A 15,330-nucleotide genomic window follows, 5' to 3' on the forward strand; every position below is an offset into this window, starting at 1 on the left:
CTTGTAGAATCAGGATGTTCCTGGCAGAACACGATTCAAGAGGACCACTCGCCATGGGTGAAAGCCTATCCACCTGGACGCCCTCGTGCAACGGCTCTGTCCGTGTCGAGTTGAGCGGCCAGCGCACCACCAGCGACAGCGGCGCTCTGCTGCTGCGTGAAGCCCTCGACAATAGTGGCGTGATCGAGGCGCTCGAGGACAATCTGGTCGACCTCCGCAATCCGCTACGCGTCCGCCACTCACTGGCCAGTCAGCTGCGTACCCTGGTGCTGCAGCGTGCCATGGGCTGGATCGATCTCAGCGATACCGACACGCTGCGCCGTGACCCGCTTTGGCAGCTGGCCTGCAGCGACGCGCGCGGGATGACGCCCCTGGCCCAAGACCGGCCGTCTCAAGCCACGTTGTCGCGGCTGCTGACCTGCCTTGGCCGCAACGACAACATCGATGTCGTGCACGAAGGCCTGCTGCGGCTGGTGCTCTGGCGCCTGACCTCGCTGAAGAACGGCGATCGTCCCAAGCAGCTGACGCTGGATATCGACGGCCTGCCGATCGAAGTCCACGGCCATCAGGGCGGCTCGGCCTATCACGGCCTTTACGGTACCCGCATCTACTCGCCGCTGGTCGCCTCGCTGGCCGAGACCGGCGACATGGTGGGCGGCCTGCTGCGCGAGGGCAACGCCGGCCCGGCCGAGAACGCCGACACCTGGATCCCGCACCTGGTGAAGCGGCTCAACGAGAGCACCGGGGCACAGGTTCGTGTGCGCATCGACGCCGGATTCACCGACAACGACACGCTGGAAGCCCTGGAGGATCGGGGGATCGAATACCTGGGCCGGTTGCGCAGTCACACCGGTCTACAGAAGCTGGCAGCACCGCTCCTGAAGCGGCCACCCGGCCGGCCACCCGAGCAGCCTCGCGAGTGGTGCCACGACCTGGAGTACCAAGCGGGTACCTGGCCGGCACCACGTCGCGTGGTGTTGGTGGTGCAAGAGCGCCCCGATGATCTGCTGCTGCATGCCTTCTTCCTGGTCACCAACCTCGGCAAGTTCGACTGGCCACCGGAGAAGGTCCTGGCGCTCTACCGCAAGCGCGGCAGCGCCGAAGCCCATATGGGCGAGGTGAAGTCGGCGCTCGATGTGAACCTCTCGTCGACGGATCGTGGCGCCTCCACCGTCCAGGACGTGATGGCGCGCAACGAGGTGAGCCTGCTGCTCAGCCTCTACGCCTACCAGGTCCTGCATGGCCTGCGCTGCCTGTTGGAGCGGCAAACCCGACAAGGCTGGAGTCTGAGTCGGATGCGCGAGCAGGTGCTCAAGGTCGCCGCCACGCTGAGGCTGCACGCTCGGCGAATCACCGTTCATCTCGGAGCCGCTGCCGACAAGTGGTGGCCGACGCTGCTGAAGGGGCTGCCGAAGCTGACCGCACTGAGCTGACGGTCCTGCGAGACCACCACAGCATCAGAAAGCGAGCGACCGCGGCGGCGGTCGGCGATCACGGCTGCTTTGAAGGTCGAGATTAATTCCTGGAGGTTATAAATCGGCGAAAGAAACGCAGTGTTCGGGCATTACGAAGCAGGCGCTCACGCCGGAAATACGGATCCTTACGAGCAATGCCGATGGCACGTAGCTTCAGACTGCCCAATCAGAGCCCTCGTGAATGAGGCGGGATACGAATAATCAAAAATGTCAGGGTGACAGCTCTGGTGCGCGACTGCTTTGGCTACTCGTGCTTGGTATCAATAGATATTGGTAGCTAACACTATTATTTATATGTTTTTTAGATATATAGTAACTGTCTATATAAGAATGAATAAGTCGTAATGGTAGAGCATACGTTCGCGGTCAAAAGAGACGACATAAGCACTGGTAAGCAAATAGCGCGCTTTGGCCACCCCTATCGCGATATATGCCAATGGGCTGCCCAGCATGATCTCAGTGATGCTCTGGAACTGGCTTTTTGGACGCTGGGATTGGATCACCAGGTCGTCGCGATTGGCAACCTGGTTAATGAATTTCACCATCCTGAATCAAAAGACATTCTGGCTCGATGGCGGCAAAATCCCACCCTTGCCTCGCTAGATGATCTGGCGAAAGCCATTCGTCAAGATCCCTTGATCAACCTTCAGTATCCTGCATTTCCTCATGCAGGAGACGCTACAAAAACGAAACAAACATATAAAGGCAGCCTTAAAGAGCAAACGTTTCTTATAACGTTAATTACTTACCCGCTGCCTGGGGCGGAGCAATCATCTGAATACGTGTTAAGGCGTGCGCTACGCTTGTGGTTGATCGCGCAGGCGGCGAATCGGGTAGTGACAGAGCATTGCTTAGCGGATCGAAATATCAGTACCGCAGCGCGCTTTTTGATTGCAGACCGCTATAAAGCGCAGTGGCAACTCGTTGATGATGTCTTGCGCCGTGCCCGACGTTACCTGACACCTGATACTTGGACATTTGAACGTTTTACTGACGCGTTGTCTTTGGCTGCTGAGCAGTACAAGCAAAGCCATACATTTGGTAAAAGTGGCACCGCATTCATTAATGCCATTATCGAGATTGCCAGTGGTGATACAAAACCTTTCACCACTCAGCGCGATTTCCCTCCGCAGCCTTTTGTGCATGCTGAGTTATCTGCACCCATTTCTGAGCCGACACCGTTAATAAGCCTTGATGAGTCATCTGAACAGTTTATAGAAGTATGTCCTAGCCCGGCGGGTTTGTTAGATGAAGAGGCTGATGAGGCGATTTACTTACTGCCGGTTGATGCAACAGATACCCAGGCTCAACAAGAGCTGACAGGGCGTAGCTTTTATCAACAACAAGCGGAAACTTCCCATTACCTACCGTGGAGCTATTCTAAGCTTTTGCCACCTGAGCGTTTACTGATTGAGCAGTGGATTGCCCAGCAGCTCAAGCATACTGATCAACGAGAGCGATTGGGCGGAGCGTTAGTGTGGCTCGCGATACGTTTTTCGCGGTCTCTTAGCCAAGTGCTTGCAATGGGCATTGGAGACGAGGCCCAAGGGGAGTGGTCTTTATCATCAAACCTCAAGCAGATGGTTCGCTTGTCACCGCGTCGACGTAATGCATGGAAACCCGATATCGCCGCGCAACCTTACGTGGCAGCTGTTCACGAAAAGCAGTGTGTTGGACTAATTCCCGAAGTAAGAGAGACGCTTGTAATCTGTAGTCAACCATTGTCCACCCAAGCCTCACTGGCAGAGTTGTGGCAAAGCGTATCGCCAGCCCAAAAAATTGAGGTGTGGTTTAATGAACGCATGCGCATAGCGTGCCCACGCGTTACCAGCGGTAAGCTGGCTGAGGTATGGGGTCAATCTGTTTTTGATGCCTCAGGCAATCATCATTTCGCGAGGATGTTAACGGCTCACCCCAATAGCGCCTTACCTGGTGCGTGTAGCTATGCCAGCTGGGATATCGAGGCGATTGAGCAAGGACTTGCTTTACCTTATCAGTTCCACGGCGCCGAAACGTTACAATCGACGAATCAAGGCAGCTTGTTGGTACCGCTTGAAGCCCAGCTCAATAGGGCGATTAGCGAAGCGACTCAGCAGCTCAAAGAAACGTTAGAAGGCGATGATCTGGTGCGTCTACATAATCAGTGGACCAGCTACTGTGTCATGGCCCTCTATGCGGCAACGGGGAGCCGGTACCTTAAAGACCCTTTTGAAAGCCCACGGTTTTTTAATCACGACCTCCCAGCTGTGTTTATTAATGATAAAGCGGAAGGCAGCGGTGTGCGCAATGGTCGTATGGTGCCATTGGCCGATAAGGCGATTAAGTTTGTCGAGGCTTACCTATCGTACCTCCAACGTCTCGCCGAGCATTTGTTGAGCACCCATCCTGCAATATCCTCACGAATTAACACGCTATTAGAGTTGCCTGCGAAGGCTGAACAGCCCCTATTCTTTTTACTCGATGAGTCGCTCAATTGGTACTCTATGTCAGCGACTGATCTACCAGGTGCCACCTTATTCGACTGGCCACTACCCCCCAATCTTTTCCGTCACCGACTAGCACAGCAATTACCCTTATTAGGCGTCGATAACGAAGTTGTGGATGGTTGGCTGGGGCATGCGGAAAAAAGTGTCGCCACCTATGGCGACACCTCGGCCCGCTGCTGGATGGACGATTGGACAGCATGTCGCAAAGAGGTCAACGAACTCTTTGAGCGACTATCGTTTGATTTGCTAGCACCACCTGCCTCCTTGCCAGTAGCTGCCGTGAGCAGCTTGCGTGATTCAACGACATCTTCCCGGGCATTTGGGCAGCGGCTACGCGAAAAAAATCGTCGCTTGGCAACACGAAACGCTATCAGAGCAGCGCTTAACGATATTGATTTGTTTCTAAAAGGGCGTGATATGGCCACGCTGTCCGCTGATGAGGTCAATCAACTGGGGCGGCAAATGTTACTTCATCAGGGAAATACGCCTTATCCCTCTGCAGCCTTACGGTTTAGTGTGCTGACACGCTTGCTAGAGCGGCATGAATCACCGCATCGCCATGCGTTTCAGCGCCGTTACATTCCGATGTTGCCGGAAAAAACGCTGATTCATGAGCACGCACCCGCTTACGCTGCATTAATGACTCAATTGACGCATTGGGCATCGACTATGCGTCCATACGCTACCCGAACCCACTGTTCTAAACGCCAGGCATTAGCGCTCGGCGCGTTACTTTTGTGTATTGAAAAACGCATTTGTTATATGCGCCTTCTGAAGGATGTGTGCCAAGGGGATAACTTTCGGCTGTTATATCACCGTAAAACCTATTACTTGGAATATAGCGAACAGTTAGATAGCACCAGCTGGCAAGCCCCCGTACAGCGGCACACAGTGTCATATCATGTGGCATCACTACTAACTTACGGCCAACGCCTAACATCTAGCAAAGCGCTCGACGATCCTTGGACGATCCCAAAACAAGCGCCGCCTTTGCCTGAGGCGTTGATCCAGTGCTGTGAGAGACAAGAGTGTATAACGATCCAGCAGATACTTGGGCAGGCGGCCGCTATTGTCGATCAAGCCAATCTTCTGAGATTACCGGGCGTAGTGGCTGGCGCGTTAGCAGGGCGGATAGTGGCCACCAGCCTCCCTATGCAAGCGCACATTCGTATGGTGCACGGCAAATCGCTGATGTTCCCACCTTCAGCAGTCAACACTGAGGATCTGGAGCTCTCGACAGCGTTGCCAGCGCTATTACGAGCTAATGGCGATAAACATGAGCTGCAGCAACAGGCTGTGCTTCTATTTAAAGAGGTGAAGCAAATCTTGGATGGCTACACCAAGCCGCAGGCTAAAATAACGGCAAAATCGCTGGAGCAACTAGTAACACAGCGAAACGGTAAGGTAAGTAGTGCCATCATGCTGTTGGTCATCTGGATCGCAGCGGTTATCCGGAGTGGTAAGGGGCGAGCGGGCAGGCGCTTTAAGCCGTTCGAAAGCAGTAGTATCCATCGTTACTGGGGCGCGTTGCGTAAGCTTTTTGAGGAGCTTGCGTACGGTGTCGACCTGATGGCGCTCGGTAGTGAAGAAATCACCGCCTTTTATGCAGGTCTGATTGATTATCAAGAAACCCAGTTGAGCGATATGAGCTATTTTAGCCATCGTCTACGTTCTTTTCACCGCGTAGCCGCCTCTCTCGGCGTTGAAGAGCCGGATTGGGATGAGCTACCCGTTGCAGAGCAAGGACGACACGTGCGAGCTGAAATGCTCTCAGAACGAGAATACCTTGAGACACTGAAGCGGATAGAAGCATCGCAACGAGCCCCCGATATTGCGTGTTTACTTCAGTTTGTATTGCTATGCGCGTATCGCTTTGGTTTGAGGCTTGATGAAGCGAGAGGGTTGCTCAGGCGAGATTGGTGTGAATCTCATGGCTACTGCTGGGTATTGATTAGGAACAATCGTTATCGAACATTAAAAAGTGAGGCCTCTCGACGTGCTGTGCCGCTTTTGTTTTCTCTCGATGCGACAGAGCAACGTACGCTTAACGCTGTGCTTAATCGTCATGATGCGCTACTGGGTGGTGAGGCATCCCTACCGCTGCTAGGCGAGATACGCGATGGGAAAGTCGAAGTAGCGCTTAGTGCATCAGCAATCAGCGCTGCTGAGATAGATGCGTTGCGTCACGTGAGTGGCAGCCCAACACTATCACTACATCACACCCGTCATGCGTTTTACAATATAACGGCAGCCTCTCTGCTGCAGCTAAACACGCCTGTCGCCACCAAAATAACCCAGCATATAGATAGCGCTAACATACGTCAGGTGGTGATGGGGCAGCAACATTACTGTTCGCGTCGCGTGATGATGGGGCTGGCGCGCTTAATGGGGCACCGCCAGCCATCGACAGGACTGCTGAACTATAATCATTTGATTCTAGAATGGGCGGATGCGCTGACGCCTGTTAAAGGGACAAATGGCAGCATGCTCAAAGAAGCAATAAAGCCGCAGGATTTTAAACGTTACACGCCGGCTTCTGCGCTACCTCAAGAGCTTTCTTTGTTTAACGAACCAACACCGCATTTACTGATGAAGGCGTTGCGATTAGGCGCACTACGGCAGAACGTGCGACGAGCGAGTGAGGCGTTGGGATTGTCCCCGGTACATGCTGCTATCCTTGAAGGTGTTATTAAGGAAGCTGAAAGCAATATGCGCTTCAAAATTCGGGGAAAAGACCAATGGATAACATCGCAAGAGTACCCCTTAGGCCTACTGCGCAGTATCAGCGATGCTGCATGGGATCGCCTGCTCGAGCATGCTAAAAAAATTGATGGCGAAACCTTAACGATTAATGGGGCACTAGAGCTCAGTGAGTTAGCTTGTCAGGTTGGACGGCACCGGCATCTACTGATGAGTGAAACGAGGCACGTGGCAGTTATCGCTCTTACTGTCAAAGCATTTAAAGTGTCTTCATCCAACTACGTCGTTGTTGGAAAAAACTGCAGCGATGACGTAAAGCGCATGCTGAACTCGTATGGGTTGAAAGAGATAAGTGATACGGGTGTTCAGCTAGATATGTTTGAAGTTGTAAAGGGCGGTAGAGAGATGAAGTATCAGCAGTATGCCGGGCTGCTACTAGGTAAAAATGAACGCGATATTGTTAGAAATCGGTATGAGTTGGCAGTCGCTTACATAGTGACTGCCACTTGTTTATATATGAATAAAAATTAGTTTAACATTAACTAGATTGCAGCTGAAAGTTTTTGTAAGGATTGTCATCGCTCGCAATGGAAAGAGTAGACAATACATATGTCTTTTGCTTTTTGGGGCCTTTGGGGTTGTCCAAACGCTCGCCGGTGTAGTATAAAATGTAGTTATTAACTTTTGCAGAAGCTAATGTCATGATGTGATCAGCATGATTGGAGGAGAGCGTAAAAGGTGTGCTTGATACTCTATTAGTTGAATCGATATTATACAGAGAAATTGTATTGCTGTGTTCATCATATCCTGCTGGTACAGCATATCCCTTCACTGGCGTCGGTTCAGTTGTTTTAAACGTTGGTGCACAATACTGACCGCTAACTAGGAGTTCCACTTTTGGTTGTTTTTTGTTATCTATTTCTGGTGAAACGGTAAAAGCATGTTTGATGTTTTTTCCGTTTTTTTTATTGATAAATTTTTCAGAATGCTCTTGAATGAATTCTTCATCTTCCGGTAGTTTTTTGCCAGCATGAACGACGCTTAAAATATCATTTTGCGAAATAACGGAGTGCGTTATTTTGTAAGCTAAGAGGGCAAGCTTATGTGTGAGCTCTTCTTGATGGGGCTGGTTTTCTAAAAACAGCATGCCAATATATTTATTTTTATGCTCGCCTTCTGTTTCTATGAAAAATTTATTTTCAATTCGAGTACCAATTTCAGGTTCTAAGTCTTCAATATATTTTGATAAGATATCCTGCAAGTGAAAGGTAAAATCTTTTATTTCAGTGTTTGCCAAGTTGTCGGGGGTGCACTCAATTCCATTGCTATATTGAATTTTTATGGCATCTTCTAGCGAAACGACCTTTATGATGAGGTTTTTAGGGTACTTAAAGTGAGTTTTCTTCTGTTGTTGTGACATGCTTTTCCTCAACACTGTTAGATCTTAAAGCCTACATCTCTAAACTAAGAGCAAAGGTCAAAGGAGGTATATTCTGTTCATGCGAATTGTCCTTCTGTAATGGCTTTATTTACGAATAGAAGATGTCTCTAATGCGTGCTATATATACATACAGTGAAGTTAGCAGCTGTACGATGTTCTCAAAAGGCAAAATAACCGCATTTTTTTATGCTATTTCGCTAATTTAGAATTGTTAATGCGCCATCTCACGTAATTGTAAGAATCGTCTAAAAAGGTTTTGTCAGTTTAAGCTAATCTTCATTGTCGTAGTGAATAATCGAGAGCAGTTTGATGGGGACTTCTAACAGTTGCTCCGGCCCATGCGGTACGGCAGCGTCGAATGCCAAGCTATCGCCGGGGCCCATTTCGTAAAACTGTTTGCCGTGTCGATAAAGTAGGCGCCCTTCAAGCAGGTAGATGAATTCGTGCCCGGCATGACTGAAGTTCGGGAAGACTTCGCTGGCATCGTCCATGGTGATCAGAAAGGGTTCGTAACGCTTGATCGGCCCCTGTCGATAGCTGAGCAGATGATAGGTGTGGCCGACTTCCGTACCGGTGCGCACAACTTCCATGCCTTCGCCAGACTTTACGTGTTGCGCCCCCCGGCCGCCGATATCGAAATCGCTGAACAGCTTGGATATCGGCAGGTCGATGGCGTTGCAGAGGCGGCTTAGGGTGTCCAGGCTGGTCGACACCTGGGCGTTTTCGACCTTGCTGATCATCCCTTGGCTAAGTTCTGCAATCCGCGCCACGTCGGATATCTTATAGCCTTGCGAGATGCGCTTACGTTTCAAAGCTCTGGCGATATGCTGCTCCAGGCTAAGGCGCGTTTCATTCTTGTCGGTGGTGATTTTTTCGCTCATAACCTTTCAGGGCAATGTTTGTGCCACATTAGACGTGAATATGAAAAATAAAATATGTATATGAAATTATAAACCACGGAACAAAGCAGTGCCGGTTTATTGCGGACTCACATCCACGCCATCGAGGTCGTTACATTAAGCGGCTAGCGAGAAGCTAATGCGCTTTTTTGTGCGTGAAGCCCTTCGCTGCGCCACACGCTGACCTTATAAACCAGCCTGATCAGGCCGGTTTGCTGCGCCTTTCAATGCTGCCTAGCTCGAAGGAAATACGCTCGGCGGTCGCTAATAATTGTTGTTTAAGATCCGTCATGTCGTCGTCGCTGTCGATCAAGGCGTCAGGGCCTGAAACGTTGATGGCCGCTACAATGCGCCCTTGATAATCCTTTAGCCCGGTGGCGATAGCGGTGGCGTAATCGGAGCGGTGAATGACCCAGCCTGTCGTGCGGTCGTTGGCAATCGTCTGTTTCAGCTCGGGGAGCGTGCGGGGCGCCGGGGCGGGGTAGCCATCCAGGCGCACGTGCTGATAAAGGGCATCGAGTTCGGGTTCGTCAAGATCCGTCAGCAGGATTCTGCCCATGGCGCAGCTGTGGCAAGCGATGCGCGTGCCCACGGGCACATTGACGGAAAGCCGCTGCGACGCAAAGGAGCGGTAGATATACACCGCGTCCTGGCCTTCGCGCACACTAAGGTGGCAAGACATCGACACTAAATTGCGCAGAGCGCTCAGGTGCGGCATGACGATATCAACGATGTCGCGGCTAGCAAGATAGCTGAAGCCGTGGGAGATGACCTGCGGGCCCAGCTGATAGGTGTTCTTGGCGACTTTGTCTAAGTAGTTCATCTCGGTCAGCGTGGTTACGATGCGGTAAATGGAGGACGTCGTGACCTCTAGCGCATCGGCAAAGTCCTGGGTGGTGAGTATCCGGTGCTGGCTGTCGAAGAGTTCGAGGATTTTAAGGCCTCGATAAAGCGCGGGAACCGTATAGTCGATCTCTTTGCTGGAATGTGTCGCCATAGCCGTAATAAGGCTCCTGACTGAATGGGTTCTATATGGATTCTATGTGTGAACGGCCTGGTGGCTTCCCGTCGCCACCAGGCCGTTCAGCCTGCATTACGCTGGGTGGTGGTGACGCAACGCCATGATACTAAGCTCTTTCCCCTCGAATTCCTGCATCGCATCAAGAAGAATAGGCCAGAAATAACATGCCGAGGCGCTATCCACCAAGAGATAGAGGCAGGAAAGATCCGCTTGGCTGGCGTTGATAATGATGGCATTGGCCCGCGCGACAGAGGTTTGAGCGACGTGGCCCGGGGCAAACGCTTTAGGTGACAAATCAACGCCGCACAGCTTCGCCATTACATCGATGGCATGGCAGCCGGTCAAGGCAAGCCAAGCGTGCGTATCCTGTCGGGGGAGAAGATAGGCATCAGTCAGACGATGGGCGCGCTCGGCTGCCTGCCACGCTAGCTCATCGCGGCTGATGCGCTCGCCATCATCGGCAAAGCTGCCCAGCAGCAGATATTCGCTGGCGGATAGCTTGGCTACCAGGCTGCCATCTTCTTGGCGTAGCGCTTGATTAGGCGCAGCGGGTAGCTGGTAGTGGTACTCGCTGAGTATCGTTGCTGCCTTCTTGCCGCGTAACCCGGCCCGTGCCAGCGCGGACAGATCCGTTAACCCGCAAGCGGGGGCGCCGGTATTGGGCTCGATCAGTGCTTCATTCAGCGTAGCCTTGATTGCATAGCCGCACAGGTGTTGCCACCCGGTCGCGTCGGGCTGGTTGGCCTGGTGAAGATGGTAAAGTGGTGTACGCTTGGCGGTGAGAGTGTCATCTAGAGTCGCCATGGTTTACATCTCCTGTCGGCTGTTGTTGGCATCGTAAAAAGGCAGCTTGACGACCTCTGCGTTCACTTCATCGCCGCCTTCAACCCGAATGGTGATATGGCTACCGGGCGTTGCTTTATCGGCGCCAGCGTAAGCCAGGCCGATGATCGCGTCCTGACTGGGCGAGTATTCGCAGGAGGTCACGTTGCCGGTGATATCGCTGCCTTCCAGCACAAGGTGACCTTCCAGCGGCTTGGCGGAGGTTGCCGGTAACCGGAAGCCGACCAGGCGGCGCTTGGCAGGCTGCTCATCGAGAATATCCACGGCACGGCGGCCGACAAAGAACGGCTTTTTGCGATTGACCGCCCAGCTCATGCCGATCTCGGAAGGGTGGCTCATGCCGTCGGTATCCTGTCCAATGATGACATGGCCTTTTTCAAGGCGTAGCAGCCGCTGGGCTTCGACACCAAAGGGGCGGATACCGAACTCTTCGCCTGCTTTCATCAACAAGTCCCAGAGGTACTCGCCATAGCGTGACGGCACATGCAGCTCATAGCCCAATTCACCGACGAAACCCACCCGCAGCAGGCGCGCTGGCGCTTCACCGGCCTTGCCTTCACGCAGTTCCAGGTAGGGAAACGCTTCAGGTGAAAGATCCACCTCGGTGCAGACTTTTTCCAGCACCTTGCGCGATAACGGGCCAGCGACATTCACCGCTGCGTAAGCTGACGTGACATTGGCAATATCCACGTCCAGGCGCCACTGGGCATTCCACTGCAGCATGCTCTGATAAACGCGCGCCAAGCCGCTGGTGGTGGCGGTGACGTAAAAGTGATTCTCGCCAAGGCGGCAGGAAACACCGTCATCAACCACGACCCCTTGCTCATTGGCCATGGCGGCATACCGCGTGCGCCCCACCGGCTGCTTGAGAAAGCCGAAGGTGTAGATACGGTTGACGAACTCCGCGGCGTCCGGCCCGCGCACCTCGATGCCCCCCAGGGTGGAAACATCAATCAGGCCGACCTTTTTCCTGACATGGAGCGCCTCTTCCTGCATGCAGCGGTCACGATCCAGGTGGCCATTCGTTGCTGAGGGGTAAAATGCGGGGCGTTGCCAATCGCCCGCTGGCATCATCTTGGCGCCGAGTTGCAGGTGGCGCTGGTGCAGTGGCGTGACCCGGAAGGGGTCGAAACTGCGCCCGGCCAGGTGGGAAAGGGTTTCAGCGGTGAACGGTGGGCGCGCAGTGGTAACCCCCGTTTCGCTGACGGTGCGATCCGTGGCGTCGGCGACCAGGCGTGCGGTGGGCAGTGCCGAATGGCGGCCTTGCGAAGGGCCCATGCCGACGGTCGAGAAGCGCTTGACTAGCTGTACGTCTCGGTAGCCATGGCGCGTGGCGTTAATGATGTCGCGAATTTGCAGATCTTCATCAAAATCGACGAATTCCTTGCCCTTGGGGTGGGCAAAGATGGGCCAGGGAAAGTTGACCTGCTTCGGCGCTCCAGTCAGTGGGGCGGCTTCAGCCGCTGGCAGGCCGAGGCTTTGCAGCGCCTGGGTGCCGGCGATGACGCCGTCTTGCAGCACCTGGTCAAGGTCGTGCAAGCCGTTGACCGAGCCCGCCACGTACAGGTGCTTGGGCAGGTTCGAGAGGGAAAACTCTGCCACATCATCGTTATAGGTCAGCTTGCCGCCTGCCTGACACAACAGCTGATACATCGGCATATAGCCGGCGGTCATGCACAGCAAGTCGCATTCCATTGTCAGGCACTCGTCCGCCACTTCGCCGCGGCGGGTGATGCGTCGCACATCCACACCGGTCACGTGGTGCAGAGTTTTGTCGTGTAGCGCCTCGAACACGGTGTGCTCAACATGCAGCGGAATGCCATGTTGGTTGATTGCTTGGGTGAGGCGAGAGTCGACCGGCCCAGTGCGCATATCCACCAGCGCCGCGACCTCAATGCCCTGTTCGTGCAAGTCGAGTGCTGCCAGGTAGCCATCGTCATTGCCAGTGAGCACGACTGCGCGTTTACCAGGGCGTACCGCGTAATGGCGAATCAGCCGCTGGGCGGCGCTGGCCAACATGACGCCGGGCAAATCGTTGTTACGAAAAATCGCCGGTTGATCAAACGCACCAGCGGCAACGATGCACTCCTGGGCGCGAACCTTGTACATCCGCGTGCCCTGGATCACGGGCAGAAAGTTGTCGGTAAACCAGCCATTGCAGGTGGCTTTACACAGCACATGAATGTTGGCATGCGCCTCAACCGCCGGGATCAGCGCTTCGCACACTTGATCGGCACGCACGCCCGCATCATCGAAGCGGGCGTAGGTGAGCGCGCCACCCAGCTGAGGTTCCTGTTCAACCAGTAGAACCTTTGCGCCCCCTTCAGCGGCGGTTAAGGCCGCCTTTAGACCCGCCGGCCCACTGCCGACCACCACCACATCGGCAAACAGGTAGGCCTTGTCGTGATAGCCACCCGTGGCATTAAGGTCGTACCTGCCCAGCCCGGCCTTCTTGCGAATCAGCGACTCCCAGAATTTCCAGGCACCTTTGGGTTTATAGAAGGAGCGGTAATAGAAGCCCACCGGCATGAACTTGGAGAACTTGCCAAGCTTCATATCGCTGTCGTGATCCAGGCTGCCACTGTAGTTCTGGCCTGTGACGGCCAGGCCTTGGCTAAGCGGATGCGTGTCGGCCAGCACGTTGGGCTCGTCGGGTAGCTGAATCAGCGTATTGGCGTCCTGGCCTGCCATGGTCAGCGGGCCTCGGGGCCTGTGATACTTGAAGGAACGCGATAGCAGGTGGCGGCCGTTGGCGATCAGCGCGCTGGCCAGCGTGTCACCTTCCACCCCATGGTAATTTGTGCCTTCGAACTGAAAGGTGATCGGCTGCTGGCGATTGATGAGACTGCCCATCGGGGCCGGGAGGCGTGTTGGCATGGTCTGCATATCGTCAGGTGAGAAATGGCGGTTCATGAGCGTTGCTCCTCGACGGCAAACTCGATGCGCTCCTGGAAAATTTCCTGGGGATCAAAGGTGCGCAGAATGTCATCGGTGACGGTGTGCCGCTCGGCAAGAAACCAGTAGCTGGAGGCAACATGCATCCACCACTCAGTGATAACGCCCGCGGTGTTGTCGCTGTAAAAAACGTAGTCTGCCCATTCACGGTCGCTACAGGTGGTGGGATTCGGCATGGATTTGAGCTCCCCGCCATGGATGAATTCGCTGATGTTGCGTGGCCCGTTGAGCGGACAATTCATGATTTTCATTGTGTTTGCCCTCTCGTTAGTGGCTGGCCGCCGTGGCGCCCATTTCATTGACTTGCTGGAAGTTGGCAAAGCGCTCCAGGCGGAACGGTTGAATCAGTTCGGGCACTTTGCCGCCGCTGGCGACCATTTCCGCCATGGTCTTGCCGCAGATGGGCGTTGCTTTGAAGCCCCAGGTGCCCCAACCGGCGTCGAGGTAATAGTTCTCGATCGGGCTCTCGCCCATGATCGGGCTGTAGTCGGGGGTCATGTCGGTAATTCCACCCCATTGGCGCATTAGCTTGGCCTTGGCTAAAAACGGGAACATTTCGATGCCGCTGGCAATCAAGCTTTCCTTCATTTCCAGTGTGGAGCGCGTGTTGTAAAGCGGGTAGGGGTCTGACCCACCGCCGAAGACCACTTCACCGCGGCTGGTCTGCTGAACGTAGCAGTGCAGGGCGGAAGAGCTGACCAGCGGATCCAGAAAAGGCTTCACGGGTTGGGTGACCATCGCCTGCAGGGGATAGCTGATGATCGGTAGCCGGAAACCGGCTTGCTTGGCCAGCAAGGAGCTATGACCGGCGACGGCCTGAACGGCGCAGCCACACTGAATGGTGCCCCGTTTGGTCTCGACGGCAGTGATGCGCCCACCTTCGATGACCAGGTCACGAACTTCCGTTAGCTGATGAATTTCAACGCCGCGCTTGGCGGCTTCCTTGGCATAACCCCAGGCCACGGCGTCGTGCCGAGCGGTCGCACCGTCGCGGTGCCAAAGCCCAGCAAGCACGGGCAGGTGGCCTGGGTCGAGGTTTAGCGAGGGAACCAACTCACGAATCTGCTGGCGGTCAATCATGTCAGTGCGCCCACCAAAATGCTTGTTGACTTCGGCCCGCTGGCGGAAAGCGCGAACGGTGGCGTCGGTGTGGGCTAGCGTCAGCTGGCCGCGCTCCGAATACATGACGTTGAAATCGAATTCGTTGGATAGGTTCTGAAAAAGCTTGACCGACTCGCTATAAAACCTGACCCCTTCCGAGGTTAGATAGTTGGAGCGGATCACGGCAGTGTTACGCGCCGTGTTGCCGCCGCCAAGATAGGCTTTCTCAAGCACCGCGATGTTAGTAATGTTGTGATACTTGGCCAGGTAATAAGCGATGGCCAGACCGTGACCACCGCCACCAATGATCACCACATCGTAGGAGGGCTTGAGCTCCTTGGGTGGCGGCAGATCCACATCAACGGGGTAGTCCGATGACAGGCCATATTTAAGCAGTCCAAAAGGCATG

Annotated in this window: 9 protein-coding genes; 2 read left to right on the top strand and 7 right to left on the bottom strand. The window is 54.2% G+C overall.

The window, feature by feature from the left end; all coding sequences use genetic code 11:
• Nucleotides 1-14: 14 nt before the first annotated feature.
• Together V8L70_RS17220 and V8L70_RS17225 are read left to right on the top strand one after the other, a co-directional pair.
• On the top strand, nt 15-1,433 hold the full coding sequence (locus V8L70_RS17220; protein ID WP_336270223.1) for an IS1380 family transposase: 1,419 nt from the start codon (nt 15-17) through the stop codon (nt 1,431-1,433).
• Nucleotides 1,434-1,819: 386 nt separating this feature from the next.
• Nucleotides 1,820-7,192 carry a hypothetical protein gene (locus tag V8L70_RS17225; protein ID WP_336270224.1) on the top strand — a complete coding sequence of 1,791 codons (5,373 nt, stop codon included), beginning with the start codon at nt 1,820-1,822 and terminating at the stop codon, nt 7,190-7,192.
• A gap of 7 nt (nt 7,193-7,199) precedes the next feature.
• On the opposite strand, the gene V8L70_RS17230 is transcribed toward V8L70_RS17225, so the two are convergent.
• The 7 genes from V8L70_RS17230 to V8L70_RS17260 form a co-directional block, all read right to left on the bottom strand.
• Nucleotides 7,200-8,081 (bottom strand): hypothetical protein, encoded by an 882-nt coding sequence (locus V8L70_RS17230; protein ID WP_284453417.1) that lies wholly within the window; start codon nt 8,079-8,081, stop codon nt 7,200-7,202.
• Nucleotides 8,082-8,371: 290 nt separating this feature from the next.
• Entirely contained in the window at nt 8,372-8,983 is a 612-nt protein-coding gene (locus V8L70_RS17235) for a helix-turn-helix domain-containing protein (RefSeq protein WP_284453418.1), read from the bottom strand.
• Between the two features lie 220 nt (nt 8,984-9,203).
• The gene (locus V8L70_RS17240) at nt 9,204-9,998 is read right to left on the bottom strand and encodes an IclR family transcriptional regulator (RefSeq protein ID WP_284453419.1); all 795 of its coding nucleotides are present in this window, start codon (nt 9,996-9,998) and stop codon (nt 9,204-9,206) included.
• A 96-nt stretch (nt 9,999-10,094) separates the two neighbouring features.
• The gene (locus tag V8L70_RS17245) at nt 10,095-10,826 is read right to left on the bottom strand and encodes a hypothetical protein (RefSeq protein WP_284453420.1); all 732 of its coding nucleotides are present in this window, start codon (nt 10,824-10,826) and stop codon (nt 10,095-10,097) included.
• A 3-nt stretch (nt 10,827-10,829) separates the two neighbouring features.
• Nucleotides 10,830-13,778 carry a 2Fe-2S iron-sulfur cluster-binding protein gene (locus V8L70_RS17250; RefSeq protein WP_336270226.1) on the bottom strand — a complete coding sequence of 983 codons (2,949 nt, stop codon included), beginning with the start codon at nt 13,776-13,778 and terminating at the stop codon, nt 10,830-10,832.
• Nucleotides 13,775-14,071, bottom strand: coding sequence for a sarcosine oxidase subunit delta (locus tag V8L70_RS17255; protein ID WP_336270227.1), 297 nt, complete (start codon nt 14,069-14,071; stop codon nt 13,775-13,777). Before V8L70_RS17255 ends, V8L70_RS17250 begins: the two co-directional genes overlap by 4 nt.
• A 16-nt stretch (nt 14,072-14,087) precedes the next feature.
• On the bottom strand, nt 14,088-15,329 hold the full coding sequence (locus V8L70_RS17260) for an FAD-dependent oxidoreductase (RefSeq protein ID WP_336270228.1): 1,242 nt from the start codon (nt 15,327-15,329) through the stop codon (nt 14,088-14,090).
• Between the last annotated feature and the right edge of the window lies 1 nt (nt 15,330).

The sequence above is a fragment of the Vreelandella arctica genome, assembly GCF_037070215.1.
Lineage (GTDB): Bacteria > Pseudomonadota > Gammaproteobacteria > Pseudomonadales > Halomonadaceae > Vreelandella > Vreelandella arctica.

What these genes read in the sequence shown, in the direction of transcription:
- V8L70_RS17225 (WP_336270224.1), top strand. Translation starts at nt 1,820, where the DNA reads ATGGTAGAGCATACGTTCGCGGTCAAAAGAGACGACATAAGCACTGGT.
- V8L70_RS17235 (WP_284453418.1), bottom strand. Translation starts at nt 8,983, where the DNA reads ATGAGCGAAAAAATCACCACCGACAAGAATGAAACGCGCCTTAGCCTG.
- V8L70_RS17260 (WP_336270228.1), bottom strand. Translation starts at nt 15,329, where the DNA reads ATGCCTTTTGGACTGCTTAAATATGGCCTGTCATCGGACTACCCCGTT.
- V8L70_RS17230 (WP_284453417.1), bottom strand. Translation starts at nt 8,081, where the DNA reads ATGTCACAACAACAGAAGAAAACTCACTTTAAGTACCCTAAAAACCTC.
- V8L70_RS17220 (WP_336270223.1), top strand. Translation starts at nt 15, where the DNA reads ATGTTCCTGGCAGAACACGATTCAAGAGGACCACTCGCCATGGGTGAA.
- V8L70_RS17255 (WP_336270227.1), bottom strand. Translation starts at nt 14,071, where the DNA reads ATGAAAATCATGAATTGTCCGCTCAACGGGCCACGCAACATCAGCGAA.
- V8L70_RS17245 (WP_284453420.1), bottom strand. Translation starts at nt 10,826, where the DNA reads ATGGCGACTCTAGATGACACTCTCACCGCCAAGCGTACACCACTTTAC.
- V8L70_RS17240 (WP_284453419.1), bottom strand. Translation starts at nt 9,998, where the DNA reads ATGGCGACACATTCCAGCAAAGAGATCGACTATACGGTTCCCGCGCTT.
- V8L70_RS17250 (WP_336270226.1), bottom strand. Translation starts at nt 13,778, where the DNA reads ATGAACCGCCATTTCTCACCTGACGATATGCAGACCATGCCAACACGC.